The sequence below is a fragment of the Pseudomonas sp. ANT_H12B genome, assembly GCF_008369325.1.
GTDB lineage: Bacteria > Pseudomonadota > Gammaproteobacteria > Pseudomonadales > Pseudomonadaceae > Aquipseudomonas.
Genome location: NZ_VOBI01000001.1, coordinates 437,286 through 455,261 on the forward strand (window position 1 = coordinate 437,286; position 17,976 = coordinate 455,261).

The 17,976-nt window shown below is 57.6% G+C and carries 18 protein-coding genes and 1 pseudogene; 9 read left to right on the forward strand and 10 right to left on the reverse strand.

The window, feature by feature from the left end; all coding sequences use genetic code 11:
• Positions 1–195: 195 nt before the first annotated feature.
• The 4 genes from psrA to phnX all read left to right on the forward strand — a co-directional run bounded on the left by psrA (position 196) and on the right by phnX (position 4,545).
• A complete protein-coding gene (psrA, locus tag FQ185_RS02115; protein ID WP_149416011.1) occupies positions 196–1,287 on the forward strand; it encodes an iron-containing alcohol dehydrogenase PsrA in 1,092 nt (363 codons plus the stop codon).
• A gap of 121 nt (positions 1,288–1,408) precedes the next feature.
• Positions 1,409–2,704: an MFS transporter gene (locus tag FQ185_RS02120; RefSeq protein WP_149416012.1), complete on the forward strand. Its 1,296-nt coding sequence runs from the start codon at positions 1,409–1,411 to the stop codon at positions 2,702–2,704.
• A 54-nt stretch (positions 2,705–2,758) separates the two neighbouring features.
• On the forward strand, positions 2,759–3,631 hold the full coding sequence (locus FQ185_RS02125; RefSeq protein ID WP_149416013.1) for a LysR substrate-binding domain-containing protein: 873 nt from the start codon (positions 2,759–2,761) through the stop codon (positions 3,629–3,631).
• Positions 3,632–3,717: 86 nt separating this feature from the next.
• Positions 3,718–4,545: a phosphonoacetaldehyde hydrolase gene (gene phnX / locus FQ185_RS02130; protein ID WP_149416014.1), complete on the forward strand. Its 828-nt coding sequence runs from the start codon at positions 3,718–3,720 to the stop codon at positions 4,543–4,545.
• Positions 4,546–4,607: 62 nt separating this feature from the next.
• Here the strand turns inward: phnX and FQ185_RS02135 are convergent, their stop codons facing one another.
• Together FQ185_RS02135 and FQ185_RS02140 are read right to left on the reverse strand one after the other, a co-directional pair.
• A complete protein-coding gene (locus FQ185_RS02135) occupies positions 4,608–5,042 on the reverse strand; it encodes a GFA family protein (protein WP_149416015.1) in 435 nt (144 codons plus the stop codon).
• 72 nt (positions 5,043–5,114) lie between these two features.
• A complete protein-coding gene (locus FQ185_RS02140) occupies positions 5,115–6,056 on the reverse strand; it encodes a carbon-nitrogen hydrolase family protein (RefSeq protein WP_149416016.1) in 942 nt (313 codons plus the stop codon).
• 105 nt (positions 6,057–6,161) lie between these two features.
• Here FQ185_RS02140 and FQ185_RS02145 point away from each other — a divergent pair, with 105 nt between their 5' ends.
• Complete coding sequence (locus FQ185_RS02145; protein ID WP_149416017.1) at positions 6,162–6,845, forward strand: helix-turn-helix domain-containing protein; 684 nt, start codon at positions 6,162–6,164, stop codon at positions 6,843–6,845.
• 273 nt (positions 6,846–7,118) lie between these two features.
• Here the strand turns inward: FQ185_RS02145 and FQ185_RS02155 are convergent, their stop codons facing one another.
• From FQ185_RS02155 to ilvC, 4 genes are all read right to left on the reverse strand, one after another.
• The gene (locus tag FQ185_RS02155; RefSeq protein WP_149416018.1) at positions 7,119–7,397 is read right to left on the reverse strand and encodes a LysR family transcriptional regulator; all 279 of its coding nucleotides are present in this window, start codon (positions 7,395–7,397) and stop codon (positions 7,119–7,121) included.
• Positions 7,398–7,495: 98 nt separating this feature from the next.
• Entirely contained in the window at positions 7,496–8,479 is a 984-nt protein-coding gene (locus FQ185_RS02160) for a PDR/VanB family oxidoreductase (protein ID WP_149416019.1), read from the reverse strand.
• A 61-nt stretch (positions 8,480–8,540) separates the two neighbouring features.
• Positions 8,541–10,085 (reverse strand): Rieske 2Fe-2S domain-containing protein, encoded by a 1,545-nt coding sequence (locus tag FQ185_RS02165; protein WP_149416020.1) that lies wholly within the window; start codon positions 10,083–10,085, stop codon positions 8,541–8,543.
• Between the two features lie 99 nt (positions 10,086–10,184).
• Positions 10,185–11,201, reverse strand: a complete 1,017-nt coding sequence (gene ilvC / locus FQ185_RS02170; protein ID WP_149416021.1) for a ketol-acid reductoisomerase — start codon at positions 11,199–11,201, stop codon at positions 10,185–10,187.
• A gap of 55 nt (positions 11,202–11,256) precedes the next feature.
• Between ilvC and FQ185_RS02175 the strand changes: the two genes are divergently transcribed.
• Positions 11,257–12,024: a GntR family transcriptional regulator gene (locus FQ185_RS02175; protein WP_256730346.1), complete on the forward strand. Its 768-nt coding sequence runs from the start codon at positions 11,257–11,259 to the stop codon at positions 12,022–12,024.
• 63 nt (positions 12,025–12,087) lie between these two features.
• Here the strand turns inward: FQ185_RS02175 and FQ185_RS02180 are convergent, their stop codons facing one another.
• Both FQ185_RS02180 and FQ185_RS02185 read right to left on the reverse strand, forming a co-directional pair.
• Positions 12,088–13,398 (reverse strand): MFS transporter, encoded by a 1,311-nt coding sequence (locus FQ185_RS02180; RefSeq protein WP_149416022.1) that lies wholly within the window; start codon positions 13,396–13,398, stop codon positions 12,088–12,090.
• A 100-nt stretch (positions 13,399–13,498) separates the two neighbouring features.
• Positions 13,499–14,434, reverse strand: coding sequence for a class II aldolase/adducin family protein (locus FQ185_RS02185; RefSeq protein ID WP_256730347.1), 936 nt, complete (start codon positions 14,432–14,434; stop codon positions 13,499–13,501).
• 21 nt (positions 14,435–14,455) lie between these two features.
• Between FQ185_RS02185 and FQ185_RS02190 the strand changes: the two genes are divergently transcribed.
• Entirely contained in the window at positions 14,456–15,349 is an 894-nt protein-coding gene (locus tag FQ185_RS02190) for a LysR substrate-binding domain-containing protein (protein WP_149416023.1), read from the forward strand.
• Between the two features lie 92 nt (positions 15,350–15,441).
• On the opposite strand, the pseudogene FQ185_RS02195 reads toward FQ185_RS02190, so the two are convergent.
• Positions 15,442–15,756: pseudogene (locus FQ185_RS02195) on the reverse strand (alcohol dehydrogenase); the annotation flags it as partial.
• The gene (locus FQ185_RS30435) at positions 15,650–15,952 is read right to left on the reverse strand and encodes an alpha/beta fold hydrolase (protein ID WP_256730354.1); all 303 of its coding nucleotides are present in this window, start codon (positions 15,950–15,952) and stop codon (positions 15,650–15,652) included. The pseudogene FQ185_RS02195 and the gene FQ185_RS30435, both read right to left, overlap by 107 nt.
• On the opposite strand from FQ185_RS30435, the gene FQ185_RS30440 reads away from it, so the two are divergent.
• Positions 15,833–16,150: a hypothetical protein gene (locus FQ185_RS30440; protein WP_256730357.1), complete on the forward strand. Its 318-nt coding sequence runs from the start codon at positions 15,833–15,835 to the stop codon at positions 16,148–16,150. The two genes, FQ185_RS30435 and FQ185_RS30440, sit on opposite strands and share 120 nt — an antisense overlap.
• A gap of 224 nt (positions 16,151–16,374) precedes the next feature.
• The gene (locus FQ185_RS02205; protein ID WP_256730348.1) at positions 16,375–17,904 is read left to right on the forward strand and encodes a M15 family metallopeptidase; all 1,530 of its coding nucleotides are present in this window, start codon (positions 16,375–16,377) and stop codon (positions 17,902–17,904) included.
• Positions 17,905–17,976 lie beyond the last annotated feature (72 nt).

Sequence of the window (17,976 nt, forward strand, 5' to 3'; positions counted from 1 at the left end):
CCTGCGAGTTCTCTGGCGTACAGAGGATGTACACCAGCGTACAGTTTGAAGACGCGCCCACCTATCTATGCAATGTCCCGACCCGTCCAGCTGTATCGGCCCAGCCGATTCAAGCCTGCGAATTATCGATTTGTACTGTTGCCGATGGTCCGCGAGCATGGAGCCACGTACAACAACAAGAACAAAGGAACCGCAATGACGACCCGCTTTCACAATCCCGTGGATACACGTTTCGGCTGGAGCAGCCTGCTCGAACTTGCCGACATCACCGAAAACCAGACCGTTGCCCTCGTGACCTTTCCCGAAGCGCGCGGCTTGGGATTGGTGGATCGCATTCAGGAACTGTTGGGCGACCGGCTGGTGTATGTGATCGAGGATGTCCAACCCAATCCAGACGTGGCGCAATTGCGCGGTACTTACGAGCGTTTTTGGCAGGAGGCCAGCGAATGCCACCTGGTCATCGCCGTTGGCGGGGGCAGTGCAATCGACACGGCCAAGGCATTGATTGTGGGTACCGAATCCGGCAGCTTCGATGAGTTGCTTGCGTTGCTGGCAACCGGCAAGCCCTTCGTCCCCGCGCGCAGCAAGATATTGATCGCGGCCCCGACCACTGCGGGTACCGGTAGCGAAGTCACCCCTTGGGCCACCATCTGGGACGCCGCCAGCCACAAGAAATATTCTCTGCATCTGGACTGTACCTGGCCAACGATAGCCATTGTCGACCCGGAGTTAATGCTGACGGTTCCTGCCAGCGTCACCGTCTCCACCGGCCTGGATGCGCTGTCGCATGCGCTGGAGTCGATCTGGAACATTAATGCCAATCCGATTTCCGACACCTTCGCGATCTCTGCAATTGAGGACATCCTGGGATGCTTGCCACTGCTGCGTCGTGATCTGTCCAACAAAGATCTGCGTTGCAGGATGGCGCTCGCGGCACTCAAGGCCGGGATGGCATTTTCCAACACCAAGACCGCCCTCGCCCACTCCATTTCCTACGAGATGACCCTGCGCCATGGCTTGCCCCATGGCATCGCCTGTTCCTTCACCCTCCCGCTGGTGCTGGGCCTTGCATGGGGCCATGACGAGGCACGCGACCGAACCCTTCAGCGAATATTCGGCAATGACCTGCACAAGGCTCAAGCCCGGCTACGCGAGTTTCTGCACAGCCTGGAGGTAAAGACGGAATTTGCCGACTACGGCGTCACGCCAAGTGAAGCCCAAGAGATGATTCATTTCGCCATGCAGGGCGCACGAGGCAAGAACTTCATTGGTTCACAAGCCGTCTAGAGCCCGTCCAGCCAAAGCACTGCCAGCGGCGTAACGAGCCGCGACGATTTCCTGCCGCATCCACAAAAGGGTGCACCTTCCGACGCCCTCGGACGGACCGAACAATAATAAGGAAAAGATCATGAATCGTGCCCAAACCATGCCAGGTCTCGCAGTCTCCACCTCGTCGTTTCGTGTCGCCCAATGGCGCATGCTGCTGGCGGCCATGTTCTGTTATCTGTTCTTCTACACGGGGCGGCAAACGTTCGGTTTCGCCATTCCGGGTATCCAGGCCGAGTTCGGCTTTACCAAGGAACACCTGGGGTGGGCATCGGCCGCTATGCTTTGGGCCTATGCCATTGGCCAGGCCATCAACGGCAATCTCGCCGACAAATTCGGCGGCCGACGCATCATGACCGTGGGAGCGGTCCTGTCTTGTGGCGCCAACTGGGTGACCAGCTTCGCCGGTAGTTTCGCCACGCTGATCCTGCCGTGGGGCATCAATGGATACTTCCAGGCATTGGGCTGGGCGCCCGGGAGCCGACTCATCTCCAATTGGTGGAGCGCTGGCGAGCGCGGCAAGGTGTATGGCTTTTACGTATTCGCCGCCGGTTGCGCCTCGGTCCTTTCCTATGTCACTTCAATCGTGGTTCTGGAAGTGCTGCAACTGGAGTGGCGCTGGATCTTCCGTCTGCCGGTCTTGCTGATGCTGGCAGGTGGCATCATCTTTTACCTGGTGGCACGCGAACGTCCGCAAGACATGGGTTTCGAACCACTCGCCGATACGGGCGTCGCCAATGCCGATGACAAAAATCACGAAGTGGCCCACGGCGAAGTCGAAACCTCCGCGCAACGCTACAAAGCCGTTTTGAAAAACTTCCGCTTGATTATCGCCGCCGTGTCCCTGGGATTTCAGAACGCCGCTCGCTATGGCTTGATCGTCTGGGTGCCGGTGCACTTCCTGGGTGCCGACTGGAAAAGCGGTGACAGCATGATCGATCCGAAGTGGATCACGGTGGCCCTGCCCGTCGGCATGGCCATCGGCGCCCTCAGCAATGGCTGGATATCGGACAAACTGTTCGGCTCCAAACGCTACCTGGCAATCATGCTTTACATGTTCCTGGGTGCAGGCACCAGCCTGTGGATGTGGACCCTTACGCCTCACAGCGCGACCGGTCTTGTGGCGTTGTTCCTTTGCGGCTTCTTCGTCTACGGCCCTGCTTCCAGCTTCTGGGCACTGTGTCCAGACCTGGTCGGGGCAAAACGGGCCGGTACGGCAACCGGCGTGATGAACTTCTCGTCCTATCTGTTCGCCGGCCTGGCGGAACCCTTGATCGGCAGTATGCTCGACAGTACCGGCAATACATCGTTGATCTTCATCGTGGTGACCGCTGCGTGCCTAAGCAGTGCGGTGGTCGCGCTGTTCATCAGGCGTTGATTGCTCGTTATATCGGTTCGAATCAAAGGCAGCAGCTCAGGAACAGGATCTTCTATGTACCAGTACCACAAGTGGCTACGTTCCTTTCATGCGGTGGCGAAGACCGGCAGTTTCACCCTCGCCGCCGAGTACTTGAGCGTCGGTCAGCCGACTGTCAGCGAACAGGTCAACGCGCTGGAGAAGAAGTTTTCCGTCGAGCTCTTTCACCGCCGAGGCCGTTTTATCGAGATGAGTTCGGCAGGGCACAAGCTCTATGCGATCACCCAAGGCCTGTTTGGCCAAGAGGATGAAGCCGTGCAACTTCTGCAAAGTTTCAAGCAACGCAAAACCGGCATGTTGCGCCTGGGTGCGGTTTCTCCGCCCATCGCGATGAACCTGACATACGAGTTGATGCAACGGCATCCAGACATCGAACTGGAAACGTCGTTTTCGCCTGAAAAAGAAACACTGGATCGTCTCTTCAACTTCGATATTGATGTGGCAATTCTTGCGCTCTCCGAATTCGACCAGCGCTTTGATACTCAGCTTTATCGGCGTTATCCGATTATTGCCGTCGCCCGGGATGACCATCCATGGGCACGGCAGAAAGAGGTGTACGTCGAGCAGATCAGCGACGAGAAGTGGGTCCTTCGGGAGAAAAGTTCACGTACCCGTCAGCTCGTTGAAGAAAGCTGCAAGCGTCTGGGTGTTGCGCTGAACTGCGTCATGCAGTTGAACAGTCGCGAAGCCATCGTCCACGCCATCGCCAAGGGCATCGGCATCGGTTTCGTTTCCGCCGTCGAGTACGCCGAAACACCAGGCACAAAGCCGATCACGTTTGTCGATCATCCGTTTTCCATCGACTACCACCTGTGCTGCCTCGGTATTCGCAGAAACCGGCCGATGATCGCGGAGTTGTTCGACTCAAGTCCAACCCCGACAACCTGATCCAGTAACGCGTTTGAACAATCGACAGGCTTACTTCTCACTGACGAGAGGGACGGCCTACCCCTACCTAAAAGTGGAGATGTGCCATGCAATACAAACAACCTGATCAACTGCAAGCAGTGGTCCTGGACTGGGCGGGCACCGTCGTTGATTTCGGTTCCTTCGCCCCCACTCAGATTTTCGTCGAAGCGTTCGCCGAATTCGGCGTTGCCGTTTCGCTGGAAGAAGCGCGTGGCCCCATGGGCATGGGCAAGTGGGACCATATCCGCACGTTGTGCAACCAGCCGCAGATCGCTGAACGCTACCGTGCGGCCTTTGATCGCTTGCCGACCGATGAAGATGTCACGGCGCTTTATGAGCGTTTCATGCCACTTCAGATCGAGAAGATCGCACTGCACTCCGCGCTGATTCCCGGGGCTCTGGACGCCATTGATGCCTTGCGCGACAAAGGCCTGAAAATCGGCTCCTGCTCCGGCTATCCGACAGTCGTCATGGAAAAAGTAGTCGAGCTGGCGCGACAAAACGGCTACGTCGCCGACCACGTGGTTGCGACCGACGAAGTCCCCAACGGTCGCCCGTACCCGGCTCAGGCCTTGGCCAACGTGATTGCCTTGGGAATCAGCGACGTTGCGGCTTGCGTCAAGGTCGACGACACCTGGCCGGGCATCCTCGAAGGTCGTAGCGCGGGTATGTGGACCGTCGCACTGACCTGCTCTGGAAACGCACTGGGTTTGACCTACGATCAGTACAAGGCCCTACCCTCCAACCAATTGGCTGAAGAGCGCACACGCATCACCAAGATGTTCGAAGACTCACGCCCGCATTACCTGATCGACACCATCGTTGAGTTGCCAGCAGTCATCGAAGACATCAATGCACGCTTGGCGCGCGGAGAAACCCCACAGGGTTCCTGACGTTATACGACTCCTGAAACTGACAGCGGCCGCCCCACGGACGGCCGCATTCGATGCAAACACTATTCGTCCACGCTGATGCCCGATCCCCCTGATTCCTGGGGTACATCCTTCAGCTTGGGTAATCCATCCTTGATGCGCAGCACGGTCTCCTGATAGTTGACGTGAACGCCTGGCGCGTATTCGAGATCCGGAATCACCGCGGCATACACGTCGATGAGCCCCATCCCGGGGTGTTCGGTGAAGAGGTGCCCGCCGCAAGTCTTGCACCACTTGCGGTAACTCTGCGGCGTCTTGTTGTAGGTGCCGATGTTGTCGGCCCCCCGAGTCACTTGCAGCGCCTCGGGTTTCCACAGCGTGAAGGCGTTGACCGGCCCCGCTGACCAATGCCGACACGACGCGCAATGGCAATAGCCCATCGCGGCCGGCTCGCCGCTGATGGTGAACTCGACTGCGCCGCAAAAACAGCTGCCGTTGTAAGACCGTTCAATGCTCATGGAATGACTCCTTGATCAGTTGTCAGGCGATACCGCCGGACATGGCAGGGATCGCCTGAACGTTACTTGCCTTCACCCGTCGATGTAGCGCACCGCGGTCGCTGGCGTGCGCCGCACCTGCAGTTCGAAAATGTCAGGGCGCGCGTAGTGGCCGGTGACGTCGAGCGCTCGCCGCGCTGGCGCCACGAGGGAAACGTCGATGTCTGCATACAGAATGCCTGCCTCTCGGTGTAACGGACCGGCCACGATCCGGCCTTGAGGATTGACCACCACCGAGTCGCCGTCGTTGATCCATTCGTCCGGATCGGCAAACAGTTGGGTACGTGATGGAAAGTCGTCGGGAATATCACTGCCGCGCAGCACGGTGCCGCTGCCGAGCACCCAACAGCGGCCTTCGAGTGCAATGTGACGCATCGTGCTGATCCAGCCTTCGCCAGTGTCATACGTGGGGGCGACGTAGATTTCCACCCCTTGGGCATACAGTGAATAGCGTGCCAGCGGCATGTAGTTTTCCCAGCAGATGAGCGCACCCACGCGGCCGACAGGTGTATCGACCGGACGCAACCCGGTTGCATCACCGAAGCCGTGCACCATGCGTTCGGGATTGGTTGGCATCAGCTTGCGGTGTCGGTTGAGCATTGCGCCGTTCGCGCCGATAACGACTACGCTGTTATAGAGCGTGCCGCCACCATTGCGCCGGTCGCATTCATTGATGCCGCACACGATTGTCACGGCGTGAACCCTGGCGGCCTCGCACAATGAGCTCAGGTCACCGTTCGCGATATCGACGGCGTTGGCCAGCAGGCGCGTGTGCAACTGGCCCATTACAGCCCCGTCCCTTCCCGCGGCCAGCCGCCAGATCCACGACGGGTAACCTGGAATGAACGATTCGGGCAAAACGATCAGCAAGGCTCCCGCTGCCGCCGCCTCAGCGACCGATTGCACGGCGCGGGTGATCGTCGCGCTGCGATCGAGCAGCACTGGCGGGCGCTGAATGATGGCTATCTTCGTCATGACGTTCTCCTTTAGCGGTTGGCTTTCGAAGGCTTGAGCGTGCGCGTGACGAAGTGGCGGGGCTAGTTCAAAATCTGAAGTGTTTGCAGTTGCGGAGTCCAGGCGATGGATGAAAGCTACGGTCAGTTCTGCACGGTCGCGCGCGGTGCCGAAGCACTGTGCGAGCGCTGGACGCCTTTGGTCGTGCGCGAGCTGTTGTGCGGCAGTAAGCGCTTCAATGAACTGCATCGCGGCGTACCACGGATGTCCACCAACCTGCTGGCACAGCGGCTGCGTCATTTGGAAGAAATCGGCGTCGTGCACCGCACGGCCGCAGGTAAAGTCTGGGAGTACAGCCTGACCGAGGCGGGCGAGGAATTGCGCCCTATCATCATGGCGCTGGGTCATTGGGGTGCACGCTGGATCGGCAGTCGCCTTCGCGATGACGAGCTCGACGCGGGCCTGCTCATGTGGGACGTGCGCCGGTTCGTGCGCATCGAGGAATTCCCGTCCCGACCGGTGATCATCAACTTCAGGTTCCGCGACGCGCGGCCCGGCGAGCAAGCGTGGTGGCTCGTGGTCGAACAGGGTGTGGCAGACCTGTGCCGCGACGACCCCGGACGCGAACTGACCCTCGTCGTAGACTCTAGCGTGCGCGCGTTGACCGAGGTGTGGGCTGGCGACCGAACACCACGGGAAGTCCTTGAGACGCGAGAGCTGCGTGTAGACGGCGCCGTGAAAGATGCGCAAAGTCTGTGGCGCTGGCTTGGCACCAGCGCGTTCGCCGGAACCCGGAGCGCTGCACGCTAGCGCTAGCGCTGGCGCTGGCGGCGGCCATCGCGCCTCACCTCACACCCACTTTTCCCCGATTGTCTCCAGACCGGCGTTTTGCAGATTTGATGCTTTCCAGGATGCGCTCAATAACTTCGCCCACCTTCCCGGCTCGGACAAGGGAGTTGAAGGGTTCATTAGGGCACTCGATCATAAGTAACATCTTCATCATTCAATCCTCTGCTTAATGTGCAGTCCGTATCGTCAAAAATAGCGAAGCGTGAACCAACCCTCGGGCCGGATTACGGACGGTCATGAAGCATGGCGGTTGCTGGTAATCAACTGCACAGAAGACTTCATCTCGTTAACACATTGAACAATATGCCGGGCCATGGGGAGGACCTCACGCCCGGCTGCATTCAGGTGCAGCCGATTGGATTCATGGTCGAAAAGTTGCAGGCCCAATTCGGACTCCAGCGCTTTCAATTGCTTGGTGAGTGCGGGTTGACCGGCCTGCAGATAAACGGATGCCGCAGTGACAGTTCCGGCATCGACTATCGCAAGGAATGTTTCAAGTCTGCGTAGATTCATTTCTGCGAAATCTCTTTTGAATCATGTTTTTTTGGAGAGACCCTACCGGGGCGTCGGTGCTTGCGCCTCTCCTTCACAGTTCCAATCACAAATGTTGTTCACAAATCCAGGACCAGGACTCCCCCTTTGGCCTTCGAAACGCAGGCTGTCAGGTATTCAGCCTTTTCACTGTCGTCGAGAATGTAATCCTGATGATCGACGTCACCAGAGAGGTAGCGAACCTTGCAGGTGCCGCACAACCCTGACTGGCAAGAAGTCTCCAACGGCAGTCCGGCGTCTTGAAGTACTTGCGCCAGATTCTGCTCAGGACGCACAAACAGTTGTTGGCCGGTGCTTGCTATTTGCGCGACGAAGCCCTCAACGGCATCAGCGCTGACGGGGGTGCTGACCGGCGTGGGCGCCTTGAAATGCTCGAAGTGCACGGTACCGGCCGGCCAATGGGCCGCCGCTTTGCGGCACGCCTCCATGAAACCGCCGGGGCCGCAGTAATACACGTGACAGCTGTCTTGAGCCTCCTCAAGCAGAGCCGTGATGTTGAGGCCATTACGCGGATCGCCACCGTCGAAGTGCAAATGCACATTGCCTGCACTCGCCCGTGGTTCAAACTCGTCCTTGAATGCGGCGAACTCGGGTCCCTTGCAGCAGTAGTACAGCTCATATTCGATCGCGGACAGTTCCAGCTCATGGAGCATGGCTTTCATTGGTGTGACGCCAATGCCGCCGGCCAACAAAATGACTTTACGGGCGTGCGCTGCAAGTTTGAAATTGTTCCGAGGGACGCTGACTTCTACGACGTCACCCACTGTCAGTTGATGCACAGCCGCAGAGCCACCCGATCCATTAGGATCTTTCAACACGCCGATGACGTAGCGATACCGATCCGTCGGCGCATTGCTCAGCGAGTACTGTCGGATCAGCCCATTCGATAAGTGCAGATCCAGATGCGCTCCTGCGGTGAACACAGGTAATGCTTTACCGGCAGGATCGACCAATTCATAAGAATTGATGCCTTGCGCTTGCAGTGTGATTTGTCTGACTACCAGGCTTAACGTCGTCGTCGCGTTCTGTACTATCGAGTTCATGGATTGAACCTCGTCGCGTTATAGAGTGGCCCGCCAGTGCGGGCACTCATCGTCATTTTTATTATTTGAAGCTCTGTTCGAGTTGCTCGAAACGCGCTTCGACGAAGGCCTTGCGTTCGGCACCTTTGAGCGTGTCCGCTTCAGTCAGGATCGCAACCGCCTCTTTGGCCAGACGCCGTCTGTTGGCCACTTCCTGTTCCACGTTTTCAGCCTTTGGCAGGTTGAACACGTTGCCCGTGCAGTAGCTGTTAGGTTCACCATTCAAGTCGCGCAACCACTGTGCAAAACCATGGGCAGAGGCATTTGGGTTTGAACCTCGAACGCCATCGCGCAGCATCTTGCGGAACGCGTACACGCCGGCATCGAACTTGGTCGGGTTTTCCAGCGCATGAACCGCAATCGGACGCTGGCTGATGATGGCTTCGTAATCACCCGGGGCGTATTGCGCGTCTTTGTAATGCTCGCGCTCGCGATGATTGGTCGGGATGGGGGGCAGGTCTTCCAGCTTGTATTTTCCGAAGCGCTCGGGCCTGCGCATGGCGACCTGCCCTTCCAGAAAATCGATGGTTTCGTAACCGACCATGTTCTTGTCGCCCACGCCACGGGTGTCGATGCCCGGCCCCATCACACGCCAACCGATCATCTTGCTGTTTTCGTCATCCACCGGAACGGTCCAGCGGATGATGTGGAAGCGACTGAACAGCTTTTTCGCTGAACCGTCTTCCGAGGTGTACGCGTGCAAACTCAGGTTCGGCAGCACCTGGTGCTGGATACGCAGGAACATTTTTTCGTCGTTCACGCGACGCGCGCCAGCACAGGCCAGGGTGCGCCCCTGATGCACCGGGATGAATTGCATGTCAGGCGCCACTTCCATCGACGCGGCACCCACCTCATCAAATGTCGTGCCCTGGAATTGACCATTCACCACGTTCTTGGCGGAGTGCAACGCGGTCGGATGAAAATTATCCGCCGCGTTATCCTGAACCTGTAGCCAGTTGCAGTGCTGGAAGTTGCTATAGGCGACGAGTTCATCACCCTCTATTACCGTGAAGTCCTGTTCCCATTCCGGAAACGGTGGCTCTTCGTCCGGAGGCCCCATATAGGCGAAAACCAGGCCATGTCGTTCAAAGGCTTTGTACGCGCCTTGACGCACCGAGCACGCATACTTCTCGGCTTCTTTCTCTTCGCCCGCAGGGAAAGGCACATGCAGACAGGCACCATCGACATCGAAGACCATCCCGTGGTAGCAGCACTTGATGCCGCGTTCCTGAATCGCTCCATATTCGAGCGATGCGCCACGGTGTACGCAGTGCGCATGCAAAAGGCCTACTTGCCCGCTGCCGTCCTTGAAGGCAACCAACTCTTCTCCCATGATCTTGAGGAAGCGAGGTGTATCGGTCAGTTCGGCGATCATGCAGACGGGGTGCCAGAATCGGCGCAGGTATTCACCCATCGGTGTTCCCGGCCCAGTCTCGGTCAACTCCGGGTCATGCTCGGCTTGCTTGTTGGTGTGATAACCGCCGTAGGCGATCAGCTTCTTCGGCACGCTGTTGGTCGCTGCGCCGGTACTGCGTTGCTCATCATGCTTATCAAGTTTCTGTGTCATGGTCTTGGTTCCAATTTTTATTGGTTTATTGAGCACTGAACTCTGTATACAGTTTGTATGCACGCAATTTTGTGCGGGTTTGAACGTCTCGGCTAACGCTCAGTTATGGGATTTGTCGACCAGCGCCTTGGCTTTGATCCACGGCATCATCGAGCGAAGGCGTTCGCCGACGATTTCGATGTCATGGCCATTCAACAAGCTGCGGCGGGCGGTCAGTGTCGGGTGACCCGACTGGTGTTCGAGGATGAAGGCTTTGGCGTATTCGCCGGTCTGAATGTCGCGCAGCACTTGGCGCATGGCGTCTTTGGTCGCTGGCGGAACGATACGCGGGCCGCTGACATACTCACCAAACTCGGCGTTGTTGGAGATGCTGTAATTCATGTTGCCGATGCCGCCCTCGTAAATGAGATCGACAATAAGTTTGAGTTCGTGAAGGCATTCGAAATAAGCGAGCTCTTGGGAATAGCCCGCCTCCACCAGCGTCTCGAAGCCCATCTTGATCAATTCGACAGCGCCCCCGCACAACACGGCTTGTTCGCCGAACAGGTCGGTTTCTGTCTCTTCGCGCAAGCTGGTTTCAAGTATGCCCGCCTTGCCACAACCGATTGCACAGGCGTAAGCCAACGCGAGTTCACGTGCCAGCCCCGAACGATCCTGATGTACGGCGATCAACGCGGGAACACCCTGGCCGTCGCGGAAGGTAGAACGCACGGTATGCCCCGGTGCCTTGGGAGCGATCATCACAACGTCCAGATCCGTACGGGGCTGAACCTGCCCGTAGTGGATGTTGAACCCATGGGCAAAGGCCAGCACCGCCCCTTTTTGAATGGCACCTTCGACTTCGCTCCGGTAGACCTCGGCGATTGACTCATCGGGGATGAGCATCATGACCACGTTTGCCCGAGCGGCGGCTTCGCTCACGGTTGTGACTTCGAAGCCTGCGGCGCTCGCCTTGTCCCAGGAAGTCGAGCCCGTGCGCAGGCCCATGACCACCTGAACGCCGCTGTCTCGCAAGTTCAGGGCGTGGGCATGACCTTGGGAACCGTAACCGATGATGGCTACGCAGCGGTCCTTGATCAGCGCCAGATCTGCATCTTTATCGTAAAAAAGCTTCATGCATACCTCATCTCTGGTTTTTGTACTCTGTATACAGAGTTCAGAGTTTTGACCTATGCTTGTCTCAAGTCAAGGTAAAATTGGAAATGCCGGGGAGAACATGGACAATGCAACTCGAACTGAATCCAAGCCTGCTAGCTCAACACAGAGCCCGTTTATGAATGCCAAACTTCAGCGAGTTCAAACTCGCCCTGATTACGTCGATGAGGTCTACAAAGCATTGCTTGATGCGATCAGCGATGGCTCGCTCGCACCCGGCAGCCGTATCACTCAGGAGGAAATTGCGGAGCAGATGCACATCTCCCGCTCCCCCGTCTTGCAAGCGCTACGTCTGCTGAAAAAAGACGGGTTTGTGCAGGACGCTCCTGGTCGGGGGGTGCTGGTGACCCCTCTGACGGTCGAGTCGATCAGCAATCTTTATTTGATCAGGGGCGCGCTGGACAATCTGGCGGCAAAAATGGCTGCCGCTAAACGGCATCAGGTGGATCCGGCGCTCATCACCCACGGCCGCCAAGCCTCTAAAGGCAAGAACGTCAAAGCCATGATCGACGCCGATGTGGCATTCCATAACGCGATCTACGAAGCCTCGGGCAATCCCCTCATCGCTCAAAGCGCCGGGGTGTACTGGGTGCACCTGCGCCGAGCCATGGGCGCGGTGCTGCAATCGAGCGAACAGCGCCAGACGATCTGGGACGAACACGAAGCCATCGCCCTCGCAATCACTCAAGGCGATGTGGCGCTGGCCGGCGAACTCACCGACAAACACACCACCAGGGCTCGGGAAAGTCTCGCGGAACGTTTGGGTCACTATTTGGAAAGTTGAGAAAAACCCCGCCAAGGTTCTCGGGCGGGGTTGGGTTTCACTCACGTCTGCGAGAGGCCGGCGTCATCGATTGACGATGGCCTTCGGCATGGTCAGGCAGATGAAGGCGGCAAAGACCAACGAGCCCGCTACGCAATACAAGCCGATGTCCGTACTCTGCGTTACGTCCTTGACCCAGCCAATGAGATAAGGACTGATAAACCCGGCCAGGTTGCCCACCGAGTTGATCATGGCGATGCCAGCCGCTGCCGCGATACCGCCAAGAAAGGCCGGTGGCAGACACCAGAACTGGCACAACCCGGTCATGATTCCCATGGTAGCTATCGAAAGAAACACGATGGCAATCATGGGGTTGTGGGTTGTGAACGTGCTTAACACCAGGCCTGCTGCACCCAACAAGGCCGGTATCGCCGCATGCCAGCGCCGCTCTTTGTGACGGTCCGCGCTGCGGCCGGTGATGATCATGGCTAATGTCGCGGCGGCGTAAGGAATGGTGGTCAGCAGCGCGACATGCACAGAGTTGTCGATACCTGAGTTTCTGATCAGCGAGGGCAGCCAGAAGCTGATTCCATACAAGCCCATCATGAAGCCGAAGTATCCCGCGCACATTACCCAGACACGCCGATTACGGAACGCGCCAAACGCTGAATGCACCTCGGTATGTCCTTTCTCTCGCTCCAGATTACGAACCAGCATCTCCTTCTGTTCTTTGTTCAGCCACTTCGCATCTTTGATCCCGTCGCTCAGGTAAAACAGCACCACCACGCCGGCAATGATCGACGGAATGGCTTCGAGAAAAAACAGCCACTGCCAGGCCGAGTAGCCGTGAATACCGTGTGTGGAAGCCATGATCCATCCAGACAACGGTCCGCCGATGACGCCGGCCATGGGAATGCCGGTCATGAACATGGCGGTGATTTTTCCGCGACGGGATGGCGGAAACCAATAGGTCAGGTACAGGATGATCCCGGGGAAGAACCCGGCTTCGGCAACGCCCAGCAAGAAACGCAGGATGTAGAAGGAAGCAGGTGTGTGCACGAAGATCATGCAGGCGGACAACACACCCCAGCTGATCATGATGCGGGCAATCCAGCGCCTTGCACCGACCCGATGCAGCATGATGTTGCTGGGCACTTCGAATAGAAAGTAACCCAGGAAGAAGATGCCAGCGCCCAAGCCATAGACCGTTTCGCTGAAGCCTAACTCGTCAAGCATTTGCAGTTTGGCGAAGCCGACGTTGACGCGATCCAGATAGGCAAACACGTAGCAGATGAACAGGAACGGAATCAGTCGCAAGGTAACCCGTGCGTACAGTTGAGTTTCGATGGTAGTGGTTTTTTGTTCCGGGTACGGTGCCTCAAGCACGTTAGACATAGTCGATCTCCACGAATTTGTTGTTATTGTCAGGCTATCGATTCGGCCCTCAGGCCAACCCGCAGGCACCCCTCACGCGAAGGTGCCGGCGGGTAAATCTTTACGAGAACATATCAGGCTGTTCGGCAGCCAACTTGTCATAGAGGGCCTGGAAGTGAAGCCAGCCGATATAGGGGCTGCCGACGTTTTCGCGGCTGTAGCGCGCACGCTCAGGTGTGACCAGCTTCGGTGTGATACCGCTGGCCTGGATCAGCAACTGCTGCTGGCAGCAACGCTCCAGCGCGATGAACCAGAATGCGGCTTCATCGATGCTGTGGCGGCTTGCGGTCAGCAACCCATGATTCTGGTGGATCGCAGCGCGCACATTGCGGAAATACTCCGCGACCGACTTGCCCGCTTTGGTTTCTACCGCCACCGCACCGGCTTCGCTGGTGATCACCGCGTGGTCCTCGAAGAACACCGCAGCGTCCTGGGAAATCGGCGGCAACGGTAGCCCTGTGGAAGCCCAGGCCCCGCCGTAAATGGTGTGCGCATGGCACATCGCGACGATATCGGGATGCGCTTCGTGAACAGCGGCATGCAGCACGAAACCTGCACGATTGATCGCATAATCGCCCTCGACGACCACACCGTTGTGGTCGGCCAGGATCAAATTGGACACCTTGACCCTGGAGAAATGGACCGCCATGGGGTTGGTCCAATACAGCTCGGGGAATTCCGGATCACGCACCGTAAGGTGGCCTGCAAACCCGTAATCGAGGCTGTGCTCGGCAAAGGCCCGGCACGCGGCAACAAGGTGCTTTTTACGGTATTGCCGTTCTTCTTCATGGGAGGTGAAGTCCGGGATCTCCGGAAAAATCAGGCCCTCCTGTTCTGGCTGATAAATCGAGACACGCGGGCGGCCATTTACGGTAGGCGTAAGTTGCAACAAGGGATCCATGCCCATTACCTCTTCATTGTTATTGAACGGGTGCTCATGGTCGCGAGAGGCCCCCAGCATTGACAAACGATCGCTTTTCACCAACTGTTGAATCAAATTCACCCATGAGCGTTTGCCATGAGAAATTTGCCTAACTTCGCTTCCTTGCGCGCGTTCGAATCGGCAGCTCGCCTGGAGAGCTTTGCAGCGGCTGCAGATGAGCTGCATCTGACGCCTTCAGCGATAAGCCATCAGATCCGGAATCTGGAAACCGGACTTGGGGTGACCTTGTTTGTGCGTCATACCCGGCGCGTTGAACTCACCGCCAATGGCCAGCAACTGGCGAGAAAACTCAGCGTTGCCCTGGATGCGCTTGAAGAGGCGTGTTCTGAATGGATGCACGTACCCGAAACAATGAATTTGTCTGTGCATTGCTCACCCAGTTTCGCTTCGAAATGGCTGGCGCCCCGGCTGAGCCTGTTCATGAGCCTGCCAAACCCGATCAACATTCGGCTCACCTCCAGCGCCACACCACCGGATCTGATTCGTCACGAGGAAGTGGACGTCGCCCTGACTTACGGCGCACCGATAGAACGCCCGGGCATTCTTTATGAAGCGTTGGGGCAAGAAATCATCGCGCCGTTGGCATCGCCCTCATTGATAGCAAGCAATGTGCCCCACACAGAAAAAGAGATCGCCCGCTATCCACTGATCGACTCTCAATTAAGCCCGGTGAGTTGGGGCGACTGGTTCACGCACCGAGGGATACAACGAGAGTTGCAATACTCCGGCCCTTCCTTTGATCGCGCCGCGATGGCATTGGGCGCTGCCGCTGATGGGCTGGGCATTGCATTGGAATCCACACGGCTTGCGCAAGAAGAGCTCAACAGCGGAAAGCTTTTCGTCATAGAGGGATTCGAGCCTTACTTGCGCCGAGAAATGCATTTTCTCTGTTATCGCGCCGCTCAGAAAAGAAGTCAGAAGGTTGAAAGATTCAAGGCCTGGCTGATCAGCCAGCTGGCGCAAACTTGATTGAAAAGCCTGCCCGTCACTAAAAAACGGCAGGCTGACGCATTGCACGTCAGCCTGCCGCTTCGGTTAACCACACAACGTTATGGCTTAGCGATCGTACGGTCAAAATCATCCAGCGAGTAACCGACGATGCCAGAGGTTTTGTCCGGCGTGATGTTGCTGCTGTACAGCGTGCCTATCGGCGAGTCAATCGGCAGGCCACCGGCAAATGGTTCGCCACCTCTGGCGGTGTGACAGGCCGTGCAATCACCCGCGTCGGCCAGGTAGCGTCCCTTCTCGATCAGCACGGCTTGTTCCGCCTCAGGCGCTGGCTGCAACGCACGGGAGTGCGTCGGCCAAAAGGCGAACACCAACAACACAACCACCACCACTCCCAATCCAACCAGACTCAAGAGAAACTTTTTCATGGGTTGCTCTCCTTATGCCTGAATCAGCGGGCCGGGTTTTTTCAGGTACTGTCCTGGTACTGGGCCATGGCGCGGAATGAATAATCCGAATGATCGCCCCGCCTTCCGGTTTGGAGCTGTCGCCATAGCCGCGCAAGTCGGTGCAGACCACGGTGAAATCCTTGGCCAGGCGCGGTGCGATCTTGTGCCAGGACAAGTGATTAACCGGATTGCCGTGCATCAGCAGCAAGGGCGGACCCTCGCCACCCACGACGGTGACGATCTCGGCTCCGCTGGCCTTGGTGATGGTTTTGGTGAAATTCTCGAACATAGTGTCAGCCAGGGGTTTCATCAGTTTTTCTCCTGTCCAATCAAGGCGTGTCTTTGTTGTTATCGGCAGCGCCAGTCGAGTTAGCCTGAAGTGCATGGGCCGACTCTTTAGCTCAACCGCTGTGGACATCCTAGGCCGACGGGATGGGCTTCAAGGTGTAAACCGTGGGATGGGCATTCACATAATGTGGTTTGAGCGCGGTGGTTGTAGCCGCGGGTGGAGAGTTTGAATGGCCCGATCGAACCGAAATCAGACGCTGCTGGTACAGCGCATCACGCATTGATACTGTCACCGCCACGAGTCATTGCATGATCCGGTTTGAACGCCAGCGTCTTTGGAGGCATTGGATGCGCCATGTTTGCCTGATTCAACCTGCGTCTTTCTCGACACTATCTGTGGTTCGACTGCACAACTTGCTCGCGCGGCCCTGGCTGCGGTGGCTGCTGTGCCTGAGCATCGTCGGGCCTTGCACCGCCAGCGCCGAGCCCATACCTGAGAACATGGTGTATTTGCGCACGATTGATCCGGGCATCGAGCAAGACATGCGCTATGCCAGTGCCCATAACTTCACTGGGCATCCACTCGACGGTTACGCCGCTGCCGAGTGCCTGATGTCAGTGGACGCCGCCAAGGCCCTCGCCCGGGTACAAAAGGCATTGAGTGCGCAGGGTTACGGTTTGAAGGTGTTCGACTGCTATCGGCCCAGCCGTGCTGTCGCCGATATGGGACGCTTCGCGACGGAGCCGGGTGACCCGCGCAAAGCCGAATTCTATCCGCGCGTGGACAAACAGGACTTCTGGCGCCTGGGTTACGTGGCACGGGTGTCGAATCACTCAAAGGGCACAACCGTGGACCTGACAATGACAGGTCCGGATGCCCTGCCAGCCGATCTCTGGACACCTTCAGCCAGGCAAGTCGATTGCACCGCCCCCTATGGCCAGCGTTGGCGCGACGGCGCACTCGATATGGGCACAGGTTTCGATTGCTTCGATGAGCGAGCGCATACCGACAACCCGACGATCACCGCAGCCGCCAAGGAAAATCGCCAGAGACTCAGCAGGGCCATGGAAAAAGAAGGGTTTACCGGATATTCCAAGGAGTGGTGGCACTTCACCTATAGCGGCGAGGGTTCGCCGAAGAACGTCATGGATTTCCCCATAACGCCGCTGGGCACAAGCGACGTTCTCGATGCCAGCAACCAACTGATTGTGGTCACAACAAAAAACTGGACTGACATTCAGGGCACCGCCCAGCGCTACGAACGGCATGGGAAAACCTTTCGAAAATACCAGGACTCGTTTCCTGTGGTGCTAGGCAAGAGCGGGCTGGCGTGGGGCAAGGGACTAATCAGCGCTGAACAAAGTGAAGGCCCAGTCAAACATGAAGGAGACGGGAAAGCGCCTGCGGGAGTATTCAAACTTGGAACGGCTTTTGGCTACGATGCTACGGCCGAAACCAGACTGCCTTACCTCGTGCTGACCTCGACCACCGAATGCGTGGATGACAGCAACTCCGAGCGCTATAACGAGCTCGTCGACGGGGCAACTGTATCGAAGGACTGGACCAGCTCCGAACAGATGCGCAGCAAAGATGAGTTGTATCGAAATGGCATTTTCATCGAGCACAATACGCCGGCGACCCGGGCGTCGGGCTCGTGCATTTTCTTCCACATCTGGCGCGGCCCCACCTCGCCGACGCTTGGCTGCACAGCCATGGATCAAGCGGACATTGCTCGTTTGTTCAGTTGGCTGGATCCTCGCCAGTCCCCTCTGCTGGTTCAAATGCCCGAGGCGCAATACGAGCACTTTCGCGCAAGCTGGAACCTCCCCGAACGTTGATACCAGACCAGACCAAGGGTTGAGCAGTTGCCGTGGCTGGATCGCCACCGGAATTTCCGGGCGAATTCGTAT

What these genes read in the sequence shown, in the direction of transcription:
- psrA (WP_149416011.1), top strand. Translation starts at nt 196, where the DNA reads ATGACGACCCGCTTTCACAATCCCGTGGATACACGTTTCGGCTGGAGC.
- FQ185_RS02120 (WP_149416012.1), top strand. Translation starts at nt 1,409, where the DNA reads ATGAATCGTGCCCAAACCATGCCAGGTCTCGCAGTCTCCACCTCGTCG.
- FQ185_RS02125 (WP_149416013.1), top strand. Translation starts at nt 2,759, where the DNA reads ATGTACCAGTACCACAAGTGGCTACGTTCCTTTCATGCGGTGGCGAAG.
- phnX (WP_149416014.1), top strand. Translation starts at nt 3,718, where the DNA reads ATGCAATACAAACAACCTGATCAACTGCAAGCAGTGGTCCTGGACTGG.
- FQ185_RS02135 (WP_149416015.1), bottom strand. Translation starts at nt 5,042, where the DNA reads ATGAGCATTGAACGGTCTTACAACGGCAGCTGTTTTTGCGGCGCAGTC.
- FQ185_RS02140 (WP_149416016.1), bottom strand. Translation starts at nt 6,056, where the DNA reads ATGACGAAGATAGCCATCATTCAGCGCCCGCCAGTGCTGCTCGATCGC.
- FQ185_RS02145 (WP_149416017.1), top strand. Translation starts at nt 6,162, where the DNA reads ATGGATGAAAGCTACGGTCAGTTCTGCACGGTCGCGCGCGGTGCCGAA.
- FQ185_RS02155 (WP_149416018.1), bottom strand. Translation starts at nt 7,397, where the DNA reads ATGAATCTACGCAGACTTGAAACATTCCTTGCGATAGTCGATGCCGGA.
- FQ185_RS02160 (WP_149416019.1), bottom strand. Translation starts at nt 8,479, where the DNA reads ATGAACTCGATAGTACAGAACGCGACGACGACGTTAAGCCTGGTAGTC.
- FQ185_RS02165 (WP_149416020.1), bottom strand. Translation starts at nt 10,085, where the DNA reads ATGACACAGAAACTTGATAAGCATGATGAGCAACGCAGTACCGGCGCA.
- ilvC (WP_149416021.1), bottom strand. Translation starts at nt 11,201, where the DNA reads ATGAAGCTTTTTTACGATAAAGATGCAGATCTGGCGCTGATCAAGGAC.
- FQ185_RS02175 (WP_256730346.1), top strand. Translation starts at nt 11,257, where the DNA reads ATGCTTGTCTCAAGTCAAGGTAAAATTGGAAATGCCGGGGAGAACATG.
- FQ185_RS02180 (WP_149416022.1), bottom strand. Translation starts at nt 13,398, where the DNA reads ATGTCTAACGTGCTTGAGGCACCGTACCCGGAACAAAAAACCACTACC.
- FQ185_RS02190 (WP_149416023.1), top strand. Translation starts at nt 14,456, where the DNA reads ATGAGAAATTTGCCTAACTTCGCTTCCTTGCGCGCGTTCGAATCGGCA.
- FQ185_RS30440 (WP_256730357.1), top strand. Translation starts at nt 15,833, where the DNA reads ATGAATAATCCGAATGATCGCCCCGCCTTCCGGTTTGGAGCTGTCGCC.
- FQ185_RS02205 (WP_256730348.1), top strand. Translation starts at nt 16,375, where the DNA reads ATGATCCGGTTTGAACGCCAGCGTCTTTGGAGGCATTGGATGCGCCAT.